Annotated in this window: 12 protein-coding genes; 9 read left to right on the top strand and 3 right to left on the bottom strand. The window is 66.9% G+C overall.

What is annotated here, in order from left to right; all coding sequences use genetic code 11:
- The first annotated feature begins 407 nt into the window (after positions 1–407).
- A complete protein-coding gene (locus tag QM721_RS05145) occupies positions 408–1,361 on the top strand; it encodes a proline dehydrogenase family protein (protein ID WP_415119645.1) in 954 nt (317 codons plus the stop codon).
- A gap of 238 nt (positions 1,362–1,599) precedes the next feature.
- Here the strand turns inward: QM721_RS05145 and metB are convergent, their stop codons facing one another.
- A complete protein-coding gene (gene metB, locus QM721_RS05140; protein ID WP_415119643.1) occupies positions 1,600–2,766 on the bottom strand; it encodes a cystathionine gamma-synthase in 1,167 nt (388 codons plus the stop codon).
- A 230-nt stretch (positions 2,767–2,996) separates the two neighbouring features.
- Between metB and QM721_RS05135 the strand changes: the two genes are divergently transcribed.
- The 7 genes from QM721_RS05135 to QM721_RS05105 all read left to right on the top strand — a co-directional run bounded on the left by QM721_RS05135 (position 2,997) and on the right by QM721_RS05105 (position 8,924).
- Positions 2,997–3,425: a CBS domain-containing protein gene (locus tag QM721_RS05135; RefSeq protein ID WP_415119641.1), complete on the top strand. Its 429-nt coding sequence runs from the start codon at positions 2,997–2,999 to the stop codon at positions 3,423–3,425.
- A gap of 4 nt (positions 3,426–3,429) precedes the next feature.
- The gene (locus QM721_RS05130) at positions 3,430–3,897 is read left to right on the top strand and encodes an aminoacyl-tRNA deacylase (protein WP_415119639.1); all 468 of its coding nucleotides are present in this window, start codon (positions 3,430–3,432) and stop codon (positions 3,895–3,897) included.
- Positions 3,898–4,120: 223 nt separating this feature from the next.
- Positions 4,121–4,336, top strand: a complete 216-nt coding sequence (locus QM721_RS05125) for a CsbD family protein (RefSeq protein WP_415119637.1) — start codon at positions 4,121–4,123, stop codon at positions 4,334–4,336.
- 95 nt (positions 4,337–4,431) lie between these two features.
- Positions 4,432–4,713, top strand: coding sequence for an acylphosphatase (locus tag QM721_RS05120; RefSeq protein WP_415119635.1), 282 nt, complete (start codon positions 4,432–4,434; stop codon positions 4,711–4,713).
- Between the two features lie 191 nt (positions 4,714–4,904).
- Complete coding sequence (locus tag QM721_RS05115) at positions 4,905–5,645, top strand: response regulator transcription factor (RefSeq protein ID WP_415119633.1); 741 nt, start codon at positions 4,905–4,907, stop codon at positions 5,643–5,645.
- A gap of 8 nt (positions 5,646–5,653) precedes the next feature.
- Positions 5,654–7,171, top strand: coding sequence for a sensor histidine kinase (locus tag QM721_RS05110; RefSeq protein WP_415119631.1), 1,518 nt, complete (start codon positions 5,654–5,656; stop codon positions 7,169–7,171).
- Between the two features lie 325 nt (positions 7,172–7,496).
- The gene (locus tag QM721_RS05105) at positions 7,497–8,924 is read left to right on the top strand and encodes a glucosaminidase domain-containing protein (protein WP_415119629.1); all 1,428 of its coding nucleotides are present in this window, start codon (positions 7,497–7,499) and stop codon (positions 8,922–8,924) included.
- 76 nt (positions 8,925–9,000) lie between these two features.
- Here QM721_RS05105 and QM721_RS05100 read toward each other — a convergent pair whose 3' ends face one another.
- Complete coding sequence (locus tag QM721_RS05100; RefSeq protein WP_415119627.1) at positions 9,001–9,858, bottom strand: glycine betaine ABC transporter substrate-binding protein; 858 nt, start codon at positions 9,856–9,858, stop codon at positions 9,001–9,003.
- Between the two features lie 303 nt (positions 9,859–10,161).
- Positions 10,162–12,789 (bottom strand): pyruvate, phosphate dikinase, encoded by a 2,628-nt coding sequence (ppdK, locus tag QM721_RS05095; protein ID WP_415119625.1) that lies wholly within the window; start codon positions 12,787–12,789, stop codon positions 10,162–10,164.
- Between the two features lie 217 nt (positions 12,790–13,006).
- On the opposite strand from ppdK, the gene QM721_RS05090 reads away from it, so the two are divergent.
- A complete protein-coding gene (locus QM721_RS05090; protein WP_415119623.1) occupies positions 13,007–14,113 on the top strand; it encodes a class I SAM-dependent methyltransferase in 1,107 nt (368 codons plus the stop codon).
- Positions 14,114–14,566: the final 453 nt, after the last annotated feature.

The following is a 14,566-nucleotide window of genomic DNA, read 5'->3' as shown; positions in this document are numbered from 1 at the left end:
CTAACGGGTTTCGACACGATCAACCACCGCTGGATGCGTTGGCCCACTAAGCAATACCTCGCACTCGCCGGTCGAGCGTGTCGAGACCCCAGAAATCACTCTCCCCTCGTCGCTGACACCCACACCAGACGCCCCTCCCAACACCGGGTTTTCGCCGGTCGAGCTTGTCGAGACCCCAGAAATCACCCTCCCCTCGTCGCTGACACCCACACCAGACGCCCCTCCCGACACCGGGTCTTCGCCGGTCGAGCGTGTCGAGACCCCAGAAATCACCCTCTCCCCTCGTCGCTGACACCCACACCAGACGCCCCTCCCGACACCGGGTTCGGCGCCAGGACTCATCGTCTGGCGCGCAGCCCTTGGCGCGTCCACCGTCCGGCCCACTAACCTCGTGTCAAGGAGACGCGATGCTCAAAACCCTGTTGCTCGGCATGTCGCGCACCCCGGCGGTGCAGAAGGCGGTCGTCACCTTTCCGCCCACCCGGAGGGTGGTCGATCGGTTCGTCGCGGGTGAGACCCTCGATGACTGCCTGCGGATCACCCGCGCCCTGGTCGATCAGGGCCTGCTGGCCACTGTGGACTTTCTCGGCGAGGACACCACCACGGCCACCCAGGCCGACCGGGTCACCGACACCTATGTGGAGTTGCTCGAGGCGCTGGCCGCTGAAGGGCTGACCGACGAGGTGGAGGTGTCGATCAAGCTGTCGGCGTTGGGTTCGCTGCTGACGGGCGGCTACGAACTGGCCCTCGACAATGCCCGGGTGATCTGTGCGGCGGCCGAAAGGCTGGGCACGACGGTCACCGTCGACGCCGAGGATCACACCAGCACCGACGCCACCCTGCGCACGGTCAACACTCTGCGGGAGCAGTACCCGTGGGTGGGTGCCGTGCTGCAGTCGATGCTGTACCGCACCACCGCCGATTGCGGACGGCACACGCAACCGGGCAACCGGGTGCGGCTGTGCAAGGGGGCCTACGCGGGGCCGTCCGAGGTGGCGCATCGGGCCACAAGCGCGGTCGAGCGCAACTACCGCCGCTGCGCCACGATTCTGCTGCAGGGCGAGGGACGTCCGTTGTTCGCCACCCACGACGACGCGATGATCGAGCACGCGCTGGCCGAGGTGCGTCGACTCGGCCGGGCCGCTGACTCGTTCGAAGTGCAGATGCTGCTCGGCGTCCGCTCCGACGAGCAGCGCCGGTTGGCTCGGCTCGGCCACACGGTGCGCGTCTACGTTCCGTTCGGCACCGATTGGTACGCCTACTTCATGCGCCGGCTGGCCGAACGACCGGCGAACGTCGGGTTCCTGCTGAGGGCCTTGTTCGAGCGCCCCCGCAGCAAGCAGACGCAGTCCGGTTTCTGATCAAGGGGCCGCTCGCCCCGCACCGTGCAGATCGCTACGGAAGCGCTGATTTTTCGCTGGTCGAGCTTGTCGAGACCTCGGACACAGTGCCCTCACTAGGAGTTTCGACACGCTCAACCGGCGGTGCTTGCCTTGATCAGCGCTTCCTGGCTCTGCCGACGCTGCCGGATTGAACTGTCGGAACCCCATGCCGGGGCTCACGTCCGTCCGGGGTCTCGACGAACTCGACCGACGTTGCTCAGACGGACGCCGCGCGCTCCAGCCCCGCGGCGAGATCGGCCACCAGGTCGTCCACGTTCTCGATGCCGACGCTCAGCCGCAGCATGCCGGGGGTGATTCCGGCTGCCACCTGCACCTCCGGCGGCATCGAGGCGTGGGTCATGGTGGACGGGTGTGACACCAGCGATTCGGTGCCGCCTAGCGACTCCGCCGCGCAGAACAGCCGGAGCCCCTCCATGAACGCCCGGGCCGCCGCAAGTCCCCCGGCGAGGTCGAAGGTGACGATGCCGCCGAACAACTTCTGCTGGCGGGCGGCCAGTTCGTGTCCGGGGTGGCCGGGCAGGCTGGGGTGGTGCACTGCCGTCACGGCCGGGTGGGCGTGCAGCAGAGCGACGATCGCCGCCCCGTTCGTTTCGTGCAGCGCCATGCGAGCGTGCAGGGTGCGCACCCCACGCATCGCGAGGTAGCTGTCGAACGCCCCGCCCGTCACACCCAAGCAGTTCGCCCACCAGGCGAACTCCTCGACCTGGGCATCGGTCGAGCACACCACGGCACCCGAGACGACGTCGCTGTGGCCGGAGAGGTACTTGGTGGTGGAATGCACCACCAAGTCGGCGCCCAAGTCGAGCGGACGCTGCCCCAGCGGCGTGCAGAACGTGTTGTCGACCACAACGCTCGCGCCGGCATCGTGGCCCAGCCCGGCCAGCGTGGCGATGTCGCTGATCCGTAGCAACGGGTTCGACGGGGTCTCCACCCACAGCACCGACGGACGATGCGTCGCAATGGCCCGCTCGGCGACTGCCGGATCGGTCAGATCGGTCAGCACCAGCTCGAAGTGGCCCTTGCGGCCCAGCGCGTCAAACAGTCGCCACGACCCGCCGTAGCAGTCGTGCGGGGCGAGCAGCACCTGGCCGGGTTGCAGCAATCCGGTCAGAACCGTCGTGACGGCACCCATGCCGCTGGCGGTGATCACCGCCCCGGCGCCGCCCTCGAGTGCCGCGATCGCGCCGGCCAAGGCGCTGCGGGTGGGGTTGCCACGACGGGCGTAGTCGAACGCGCGCGGCACCCCGAACTCTTCGAAGGTGTAGGTGGTGCTCAGGTAGATCGGGGGCACCACCGCCCCGTGGGTCAGGTCACTGTCGATGCCGGCGCGCACCGCGCGGGTGATCGGCGAGAGCTCGCTCACTGGGCCTCCTTTCCCCGCTGGACAATAGTCGGTCGACGCCGACCTGCCGGCCGGCGTCGTCCAGCACGTGGGAGGCTCCCTCGCCAAGCGTGCTTCGCAAAGGGGCCGACCGTTGGTCGCTGGCACCCCGGGCGACTGGCCGGCCGAGCGTCTCGAGTGCAGGCAGCGGTGGCCGTAATCGGTGCGATAAATCCCTTTCAACCCTGCACACGAGCGAGTACCTTCCCGTTATGAGGATCGAAGACATCATCCGCGGCAAGGGTGCCGGAGTGGTCACGATCGAATCGGCGGCCTCGGTGGAACAGTTGGTGGCCGTCTTGGGTGAGCATCGCATCGGCGCGGTGATCGTGTCGTCTGACGGTCTGCACATCGAAGGAATCGTGAGCGAGCGCGATGTGGTACGTGAGCTCGGCAAGCAGGGCGCGAGCGTACTGGCCCGCCAGGTCAGCGACATCATGACCGTCAACGTGCACACCTGCAGCCTCGGCGACACCCTCGAAGAGACCGCCCAGACCATGACCTACCAACGCATTCGGCACCTGCCCGTGGTGGTCAACGGCGAACTGCACGGGGTGATCTCGATCGGTGACGTGGTGAAGAACCGCATCGACCAGTTGCTCGACGAACGCAACCACTTGCTCGGCTACCTGCACGCCTGACCCGGTGAGCCAGCCGCCACTCGACAACGCCGCGGCCCAGGCTGCCCGCGCACTGGGCATTGAGGTGACGGTGACCCGGCACGGCCGGGTGAGTTCGCTCGCAGAAGCGGCCGCGGCCCGGGGCGTACAGCCGCGCGACATCGTCAAGACCATGGTGGTGCGGCGGGGAGCCGAGGACTACCTGTTCGTGCTGGTGCCGGGCGACGCCGAGATCGCCTGGCCCAAGCTGCGCGCATTGCTGGGGGTGTCTCGCCTCTCGATGCCCGACGCCGCCACGGGCCGCGCGGTGACCGGCTACGAGCGCGGCACGATCACCCCGTTCGGGGCCTCGACCGCCTGGCCGGTGATCGCCGACGCCTCGATCACCGGACGCCGGGTGTCGATGGGCAGTGGCACCCACGGCGTCGCGCTCGGCATGGACGCCGACGCGATGCTTGCCACCCTGGGCGCCACGGTGGCCGACATCACCTAACCCGGTGCTCTTGTACCCGGTGCGCTCGACCCGGAGAGCACCGATAGTCGATCGACGGTGTGAAATCTTCGCACCAGTGACGACGGCCATCGCTCCGACGCCTCGGGCCACATGCACTGGTGCGAACATTTCACACCCCTAGGGGTGGTTGGCTCAGGCGGAGAGCCGCCTAGCCTGAATTAACAGTCGGACGCGGCCCCGCGTCCACCGAAGGAGGCACCCCATGGGTATCGGCGACACGATCAGGAACAAAACCGAAGAGATCGGTGGCAAGGTCAAACAGGCTATGGGCGATGCCACCGACAACCCCAAGCTCCAGGCCGAGGGCGCTGCCGAGCAGGCCGGCGCGAAGGTCAAGCAGGCCGGCGAAGCGGTCAAGAACGGCGTGCAGGATGCCGGCGAAGCCGCCCAGGCGGCCTGGAGCAAGGCCACGAACTGATCGCTCCCCCGGCGATCGGAAGAGGGCGGCGTCACCCCACGTGGGGTGACGCCGCCGCCATTCATCACCACCGCTCGCCCGGTTAGGGTGCTGACATGGAACGCGCGCTGATTCGGGTGGACGGCTACGTGCAAGGCGTGGGGTTCCGCTGGTGGGTGCAGGCAGTCGCCCGCGAACAGGGCCTGGTCGGCTACACGCTCAACCTGCCCGACGGCCGGGTCGAGATCGATGCCCAGGGATCCAGCGTGGCACTCGGCAAGCTGCTGGCCATGCTGTTCGAGCAGCCGCCCCGGTCAGGACGCCCCGGACGGGTCACCTCACACGCCGTCGAATGGCTCGAACCGGCCACCGGAGTCGTCGGATTCCGGGTGCGCTGAGACCCGGCGATCCCCGCGCTCAGGTCAATGCGGCGGTCATCGTTGCGCAAATTTGAGGCCTCTGCCCTGTCGCCCTGACCCGTGGCATCTACCGGCTCGACCGTGGCTCGCGACCACCACACTCTCTCGATCATAGGATTTACACAGGCTTTACCTAGCTGAACCTCACAGGCGACTGACAGATTGACCATATGACGACCAGCACACGGGGTGGCAGCGATCCCCTGACCCGGCCCGACGGCACAGCGATCAAGATTCTCACCGTCGACGACGAGTCGAGCTTGACCGAGTTGCTCAGCATGGCGATGCGCTACGAGGGCTGGGATGTGGTCACCGCCGGCTCCGGACTGGCTGCGGTGAAGGCCGCCCGCGAGGTGCGTCCGGACGCCATCGTGCTCGACATGATGCTGCCCGATTTCGACGGCCTCGAGGTGATGCGGCGTATTCGCACCGAGCAGCCCGACGTGCCGGTGATCTTTCTCACCGCCAAGGACGCCCTTGAAGACCGCATCGGCGGCCTCACCGCGGGTGGCGATGACTACGTCACCAAACCGTTCTCGCTGGAGGAGCTCATCGCCCGGCTGCGCGGCCTGCTACGTCGCACCGGCGCCACCACGGTTCGGCCCGGATCGCAGTTGGTGGTCGGCGACCTGGTGCTCGACGAGGACTCCCACGAGGTGACCCGCGGCGGCGACGAGATTCAACTCACGGCGACCGAATTCGAGTTGCTGCGCTACCTGATGCGCAACCCCCGCCGGGTGCTCAGCAAGCCGCAGATTCTCGACCGGGTCTGGAACTACGACTTCGGCGGGCAGGCCAACGTCGTGGAGTTGTACATCAGCTACCTGCGTAAGAAGATCGACGCGAACCGGCTGCCCATGATTCACACCCTGCGCGGCTCGGGCTATGTGTTGAAACCCGCGACCGAATGAGCCTTTTCGTGCCCGACACCGCCCTGCCGTCACCGGCGCCGTCCCCGGTGCCCGCTCCGGTGCGCCCGCTGGCCAAGGGCACGCTGGGGCGCCGGCTGGTGGTGCGAGTGGCCGTGCTGGTGGCCGTGGTTGCCATGGGGTTGAGCACCGTGGTGGCGCTGGCCGCCTACAACATTCAGATCAGCCAGGTCGACACCCGCCTGGGCCTCGCCCTCGACCGCGAGACGCGACGCGTTGGCGGGGGTGTCGGCGGTGGCCCCAGCGGGCCCTCCCCGGGCGGCCAGGTGATCGGCACCATCACCGCCACGCAGACCGCAGCCACGATCAGCGGCGCCATCTTGGTGGACCGCTCCGGAAACAACACCGGCGTCGGCTTCGAAACGCTCTCGACCGACGCCTTGGGCCAGCTCGCGGCGCTCAACCTGGCCACCGACACCAAGACCACCATTCAGCTCAGCGGCTACGGGCTTTACCGGGTGGCGGCCGCGACCGACGGCACCAACCGGGTGATTGTCGGCATTCCGATGGGCGAAGTGGCCAGCGCCATGACCACGCTGTTGCTGTATGAGGCGTTGCTGGCCGGGGTGGTGATCGCCGGAGCGGTCTTCGTGGCCCGCAGCGTGGTGGTGAACAGCCTGGCCCCACTCAACCGGCTGGCGGCGACCGCGACCGCCGTCTCGAATTTGCCGCTTGAGACGGGCGAGGTCGAGGGCATCGTGCGGGTGCCGCACAGTGACACCGACCCTGTGAGCGAGGTCGGACGAGTCGGCCTGGCCTTCAACCACATGCTCGACAACGTCGAGGGCGCGCTGGCCGCCCGGCATGCCTCGGAGGTGAAGCTGCGGCAGTTCGTCGCCGATGCCTCACACGAGCTGCGCAACCCGCTGGCCGCGATTCGGGGCTACGCCGAGCTGACCCGGCGCGAACGCAGCCAGCTGTCGGCCACCATGGCGCACGCGCTGACCCGCATCGAGTCGGAGTCCGACCGGATGAGCACCCTGGTCGAAGACTTGCTGCTGCTGGCCCGGCTCGACTCGGGCCCGGCGCTGGATCTTGCCCCCACCGACCTGACCGAGGTCGTGCTGAACGCCACCAGTGACGCTCGGGTGGCCGGGCCCGATCATCACTGGTCGCTGTCGCTGCCCGACGAGCCCGTCTATGCCATGGGCGACCGTTACCGCCTGCACCAGGTGCTGGCCAATCTGCTGGCCAACGCGCGCACCCACACACCTCCGGGCACTGACGTGCGAACCGCCGTCCGGGTCGAAAACGGACGGGCTGTGCTCACCGTCACCGACAATGGGCCCGGCATCCCGGCCGGCCTGCAGGCGCAGGTGTTCGAGCGATTCACCCGCGCCGACACGAGCCGGGTGCGCAAGCAGGGCGGTTCGTCCACCGGCCTGGGGCTGGCGATCGTGGTCGCCGTTGTCACCGCCCATCACGGCACTGCCTCGGTGCAGTCGGAGCCCGGCCGGACGGTGTTCACGATCAGCATTCCGAGCGCGCCGGCGCCGGCCCGGGGTTGAGACTCGATACGCGTCAGGAAGCACTGCGTTCTCGCCGGTCGAGCCTGTCGAGACCCCGGCCACACCGCCACAACAAGGAGTTCCAATGAACTCAACCAGCAGTCCGCACACAGACCAACCCCTTCAACCAGCCAAGGCGCCGACCAGCACACCTAAGCGTTCTCGCCGGTCGAGCCTGTCGAGACCCTGCACAAACATCGAGCAAGACTTGAGGGTTGCGAACGTTCGCAACTCCTAGTCAGAACCGGTTCTTGAACGTCGGCGTCGACGCCGGGTCGAGACTTTCAGTGGCTCTTGGGTAGCTCTCAGGTTTGAATCACTACCCATGACCCACCCCAGCGTCCGCATTCGCGCAGCCCTGCTGGCGCTCGCCGTCAGCGCGGCCGGCCTGATCGGCGGCACCGTGGCCACCACCGAGAGCGACGCCGCCTTCGACTACAACGGCTACATCGCCAAGGCGGCCGAGGCCGCGAAGGCGTCCAAGAAGCTGTATGGGGTGCCGCGTGCGGTCACCATCGCACAGTCGATTCTCGAGTCGGGCTGGGGAAACTCGGGGCTCAGCACCAAATACCGCAACTACTTCGGCATCAAGTGCAGCGCCGTGATCAGCCCGCATCAGAACGGGTGCGTCGCGCTCTCCTCGTACGAGTACGTGAAGGGCAAGAAGAAGAAGTACGTCAGCCGCTTTCGCACGTACCGTTCGATGGAGAAGTCGTTTCTCGACCACGGCCGGATGCTCAACTACCTCGACCGCTACAACGCCGCCTTCAGGCACTCAAACGACCCCGACAAATTCATTCGCGCGGTGCACAAGGCGGGCTACGCCACCGACCCCAACTATGCGGCCCTGGTGATCAAACTGATGAAGAGGTGGAACCTGTACCGCTTCGACACTCCGACCGCGACCGCCTCGACCACCAGGACCACCACCAGCAAGGCGTTCATCGCCCGCATCGCCGGGCTGGCCCGGCGCAGCGAGGCAGTCACCGGGGTGCCGTCGTCGGTCACCATCGCGCAAGCGATGTTCCACTCGGCCTCGGGCACCAACAAGCTGGCCACCAAGGCCAAGAACTACTTCGGCATGGCCTGCGGCAAGGTCAAGAGCACGGTCACCTCGTCCTGCACCACGATCAGCGGCACCAAGTACCGGTCGTACAAATCGCTGGCCGCATCGGTGAAAGACCAGGCCACCGTGCTCTCGACACGTCCGCGCTACGCCAAGGCGATGAAGCTGACCGCCCACCCCAAGGCGTTCCTGAAGGCCGTGCAGAAGGCCGGCTGGTCTTCGAGCAAGACCTACGCCACCAAGGTGTACGCCCTGATCAGCACGTACAAACTCACCACGTACGACCTGCTGATCACCACGACGCTCAAGAAGGGCACCACCAGCGCCAAGGTGACCGCGCTGCAGAGCCTGCTGGGCAGGGCGGGCGTGGCGGTGAAGACCACCGGCTACTTCGGCACAGACACCGTCGCGGCGGTGAAGAAGTACCAGAAGAAGGCCAAGCTGACCGTCACCGGCAAGGCCGACCCGCTCACCCTGACCAAGTTGACCCCCGACGTCACCAAGGGCGCAAAGGGGGCTCAGGTGAAGGCGCTGCAGGCGCTGCTGAAGAGCCGGAAGTACGCGGTGGACGCGTCCGGAACGTTCGGCTCGAAGACTCTGAAGTCGGTGAAGGCGCTGCAGAAGAAGTACGGGCTTCCGACCACCGGCATCGTGTCGGTGCGCACCTGGGGCGTGTTGTTCGGCTGAGCCGTTGAACCAAAAAGAACCGTCCCCTGAACCACGGGGACGGTTCTTCGTGGTTCAGGGGACGGTTCCGAACGGTTCAGGTGAGCGGGTTCGCCTTCAGCCATTCGGCCACGGCCTCGGTCAGGCCGATCGTTGCCGCGCGGGAGCGCATGCTCATCAGCGCCGCGTTGTCGAGCTTGCCGTGCAGTTGTTGCACCACGTCGAGCACCGTGTCGTCGGACGACAGCTCGGTGCGCAACAGCGCCACCTGAGGGTCGGACGCCACCATGCCGAGCGGATCTTCGACGGCCTGCAGGTCGGCTGCCGCCGGATCGGTGCCCTCGAACACCCCGATCGCGCCGGCCCGCACCTGCTCAGCGCGGGCGGCCGAGTCGTCGACGGTCTCGACCTTGGGTCGTTTGCCGTAGATGGTGGCCAGGCCCTCAGGACCGTCCGGCGCCTTCAGCCAAGCCGCCGGCCCGACCACCCGGTCGGTACCGGTCAGCTCGCTCAAGGCATGCCCGGGCGCCTTTGCCAGGTAGCGCCACCCGTGATCGACCTGGGACGGCTGCAGCACCGCCACTTCGCCGTCCAGCGCCCTGGCCAGGTCGGACACCAGGGCTGAGGGGTCGCTCGAATCGACCTCGAGGGTCTGGGCGGCCGTCCAGGCGTAGGCGGGCGCCAGGTCGAGCTCGCCGGCCATCAGCCGGCTGACCAGCGTGTTGGTGTCGCCTGACACCTCGACGATGCGCGCCGTGTGCCCCTTGGCCACCAGCCCCTGCGCGTACAGCTCGGCCAATGCCTTGGTGGCCGGGTCGTCGGTGGTGGCGATCACCACGGCACCGGACGCGCTGGCGCTACCGCCGGCACTCGCAGACGGCGTAAACGGCGTCTGCCGGGCGCAACCAACGCACGCCAGCAGCACGGTCAGGACGATCAGCACACACCGTTTCATCGCCGTCCACTCTGCCACCGGGGCCGGCCCGGATGGCTGAGCGCCACCCCGCACGGTTCAACGACCGATCGAACCTGCCTACCGATGGCGTGGGTCGATGAGTTCAACCGACGAACGCCGCCGCCCCCGGACTCCCCCCAAAGCGCTGATTTTTCGTCGCTCGAGCCTGTCGAGACCCCAGACATCCCGCTCCGGCAAAGGGGCTTCGACCAGCTCAACCAGCGAGAGCTGCGTTGATCAGCCCTTCCCTCAGCACGCACCAAGGCCCGGCCGCACCAGCGACCGAGCCCAGCAAACGGTGAGTCAGCGGTTCGCCAACGCCGACTGTGCCGCCGCCAGCCGTGCGATCGGCACCCGGAACGGCGAGCACGACACGTAGTTGAGCCCGACCTTCTGGCAGAACTCGATCGAACTCGGGTCGCCGCCGTGCTCGCCACAGATACCGAGCTTGATGTCGGGACGCGCCTGGCGGCCCAGGTCGACCGCGAGTTCGACCAGCTTGCCGACGCCGGTCTGGTCGAGCCGGGCGAACGGGTCGCTCTCGTAGATCTTCTTTTCGTAGTAGGCGTCCAGGAATTTGCCCGCGTCGTCACGGCTGAAGCCGAACGTCATCTGGGTCAGGTCGTTGGTGCCGAAGCTGAAGAACTCTGCCTCGGACGCGATCTCGTCGGCGGTGATCGCCGCCCGCGGGATCTCGATCATGGTGCCGACCAGGTATTTCAGGTCGACGCCCGCCTCGGCGATCAGTGCGTCGGCGGTGTCGGTGACGATCTTTTTGACGAACGCCAGCTCTTTCACCTCGCCGACCAGCGGAATCATGATCTCGGGCACCACGTGCCACTCCGGATGCCGCTTCTGCACGTTGATCGCGGCCTCGATGATCGCCCGGGTCTGCATCGCCCCGATCTCGGGGTAGGTCACGTCGAGTCGGCAGCCTCGATGGCCCATCATCGGGTTGAACTCATGCAGCGAGTCGATCACGCTGTGCAGTTCGTCGGCCGCGATGTTCATCTCGCCTGCCAGGGCAACGATGTCGTCCTCGTCGTGCGGGAGAAATTCGTGCAGCGGCGGGTCGAGCAGCCGGATCGTGACCGGGTAGCCCTCCATCGCCTCGTAGATGCCCTCGAAGTCGCCGCGCTGCATCGGCAGCAGCTTCGCCAGCGCCGCCTCGCGCTGCTCGGGGGTCTTCGACACGATCATCTCGCGGATCGCAGCAATGCGGTCAGCCTCGAAGAACATGTGCTCGGTGCGGCATAGGCCGATGCCCTCGGCGCCAAACTCACGGGCCTGCGCGGCGTCGGTGGGCGAATCGGCGTTGGTACGCACCTTCATGGTGCGAAACTCGTCGGCCCATTCCATGATCCGGCCGAAGTAGCCGCCGATCTCGGCCGGCACGGTCTTGATCGCCACGCCGTAGACGTTGCCGGTGGAGCCGTCCAACGAGATCCAGTCGCCCTCGTTGTAGGTGACGCCACCCAGGGTGAACGACGTGCCTCCGGGCGGAAAGCCGATGTCGCCCAGACCCGAGACGCAACAGGTGCCCATGCCGCGGGCCACCACTGCTGCGTGCGAGGTCATGCCGCCGCGGGCGGTGAGAATGCCCTTGGCGTAGTGCATGCCCTCGATGTCTTCAGGCGTGGTTTCGAGCCGCACCAGCACCACGTCTTCGCCCCGCTTGCCCTTGGCGGCGGCGTCCTCGGCGGTGAAGCTGACCTGGCCGCACGCGGCACCGGGCGAGGCCGGCAGGCCCTTGCCGATGGGGGTGGCCGCGGCCAGTTCGGCGGCGTCGAACTGCGGGTGCAGCAGCGCGTCGATCTGCTTGGGGTCGATCATCTTGACGGCCTGTTCGGTGCTGATCTGGCCTTCGTCGACCAGGTCGCAGGCAATCTTGAACGCCGCCGCAGCCGTCCGCTTTCCGTTGCGGGTCTGGAGCATGAAGAGCTTGCCCTCTTCGATGGTGAACTCCATGTCTTGCATGTCGCGGTAGTGGTCTTCGAGCTTGTCGACGATGGCCTGAAACTCGTCGTAGACCGCCGGGTTCTGCTGCTTGAGCTGATCGATGGTGAGCGGGGTGCGAATGCCGGCCACCACGTCTTCGCCCTGGGCATTCATCAAGAACTCGCCGTACAGGCCCTTGTCGCCGGTGGCCGGGTTGCGCGAGAACGCCACCCCGGTGCCCGAGGTGTCGCCCAGATTGCCGAACACCATCGACTGCACGTTGACCGCGGTGCCCCAGTCGGACGGAATGTCGTTGAGCCGGCGGTAATAGACGGCGCGCGGGTTGTCCCACGAGCGGAAGACGGCCTTGATGGCGCCGAAGAGCTGCTCGATCGGATCAGTCGGAAACTCAGAGCCGATCTTGGCCTTGTATTCGGCCTTGAATTGCTCGCTGAGTTCCTTGAGGTCGTCGGCGGTGAGTTCGAGGTCGTCGGTGACTCCCCGGTGTTCTTTCATCTCGTCGATGAGCTCTTCGAAGTAGGCCTTGCCCACCTCCATGACCACGTCGGAGTACATCTGAATGAAGCGGCGGTAGCTGTCGTACACGAAGCGCGGGTTACCGGTCTTCTTGGCGAAAGCGTCGACGACGGTGGGGTTCAGGCCAAGGTTGAGAATCGTGTCCATCATGCCTGGCATGGACGCCCGCGAGCCCGAGCGCACCGACACCAGCAATGGGTTGTCGGGGTCGCCGAACTTCTTGCCGGTCATCTCTTCGAGCCTGCCGATGTAGGCGACGATCTGGTCGCGAATGTCGTCACCGATCTGCTCGCCGTCGGTGTAGTAGCGCGTGCAGGCTTCGGTGGTAATGCAGAAACCCTGCGGGACGGGCATGCCCAGCCCGGTCATCTCGGCGAGGTTGGCCCCCTTGCCCCCGAGCAGGTTCCGCATCGAACCGTCGCCTTCGCTGAATTCATAGACGTATTTGTGACTCATCGTGACCTGACATCTCCTTCGATGGGGCTCCGGCCGAGGCAATGCGTGTCGATTATGAGGACCGACCCGCGGGACGTCGGCGGAGCCGGGCGGCACCCGGTATTTCTCGGTCACTCTAGCCCGTTGCCGGCAGTGCTGTGGGCCGGCACGTGAACAGTCTTGCCGCTCCTGGCGGACGCGCCCGCCCCGCGGCGTCCGACTGTGGTTTCCTGGCTGGATGCGGAGCGGATCGGACGGGCGCGAGGCTGGCCCCGACGCCGTCACCGAGGTGATCCTGCGCTGGTCGAGCGGTCTGGGTGGGTCGAGCCTGTCAAGACCCGATTCACATCGCCCGAGCCTGTCGATTTCTCTCCCCGAACCCATCGCCGTGCTCGACGATCTGGACGCCGCACTGACCACCGCACTGCTGGCCGGCGGCCTGACCCCGCGCACCTGGTGCGACGACGTGCGTGACGAACTGGCCGTGCCGCCCCCGAGCCGGTGCGCGACGCCGTCCGAGGCGCTGATCGGGGCGCGCACCGTGCTGTGGCGGCTGCCCAAGGCGGTCAGCGCCGTGGACGAATACGCCGAACTGATCGCGCGACACGCGTCCGCCGAGGTGCTGGTGGTGGCCGGCGGCCGCGACAAGCACCTGAGCCGGTCGATGAACGACGCCCTGGCCAGGCATTTCGATTCGGTCTCGGCCACCCTGGGGCACCGCAAGGCCCGGGCCTTGGTGGCCGCAAGACCCCGGCCCGGGCGGGCACGCTGGCCCGCATCCGCCCACCTGGACGCCCTGAACGTGACCGTCGCCGCGCACGGGGCGACGTTCAGCACGAACCGGCTCGACCGGGGCACGGCACTGCTGGCGAGCTGCTTCGAGCGCCTGCCGGATGCCGGCTCGGCAATTGATCTCGGCTGCGGCAGCGGAATCCTGACAACGCTGCTGGCTCGCCGCGGCGTCAATATTCACGCTGTGGATGTCGCCTGGAGTGCCACCGACGCAACCCGGCTCACCGCGGCGGCGAACGGGGTCGAGGCCAAGGTGCTGCGCCGGGCCGGCCTGGCCGGGTGGCGGCAGCCGGTCGATCTGATCGTGACCAACCCGCCGTTCCACGTCCGGTCGGCCAAAGACACCTCGCCCACCCGCGCCCTCTTCGATCAGGCATCTGACGTGCTGGTCGAGGGCGGCGAGCTCTGGTGCGTCTACAACGCGCATCTGCCCTACCTGCACTGGCTGCGCGACACGATCGGCCCGACCGAGATCGTTGCTCGCGACCGGGCCTATGTGGTGACCAGATCAGTACGCCGGCACGAAGCCGGACAGCTTGATCGAAGGGTCTGAGGCAGCCTGACCCAACGCTGTGTCGCGGCGATCGACGTCATGGCGACGATCGACGTCATGACGCCGAGTGCGCCGATGGATTCGACCGTCCGGCTCACGCGGGACTGGCGTACTCGACGCCGAAGCGCGCCAGTCCACGATCGAAGGTCACGGCCAGCTACGCAGCTCTTCTTGTGATGTTCTGATGCCTCATCGTCTGTGCGGTGTTGCTTGAACCGAGATCTCTGGCGACCTTTTTCGCTCTCGATCCGCAACGGGCAGCCCGACAACGACTCATCGGGAAGCGCACTGATCAATGCGGCGTTTCGTTGGTCGAGTGTGTCGAGCCCTTCGGGCGACATGGTTCCCACAAGGGGTTTCGACTAGCTCAGCCAGCGAGGGTCGCGTCGATCAGCGCTTCATTGGCTTAAGGACGCCCTGACCTTCGTTGGTCGAGCGTGTCGAGATCTCACA

The organism is Micropruina sp., assembly GCF_047602085.1.
In the GTDB taxonomy this organism is placed as follows: domain Bacteria; phylum Actinomycetota; class Actinomycetes; order Propionibacteriales; family Propionibacteriaceae; genus Micropruina.
The sequence above is the reverse complement of the archived record's forward strand: the minus strand, read 5'-3'. Positions and strand labels throughout refer to the sequence as shown.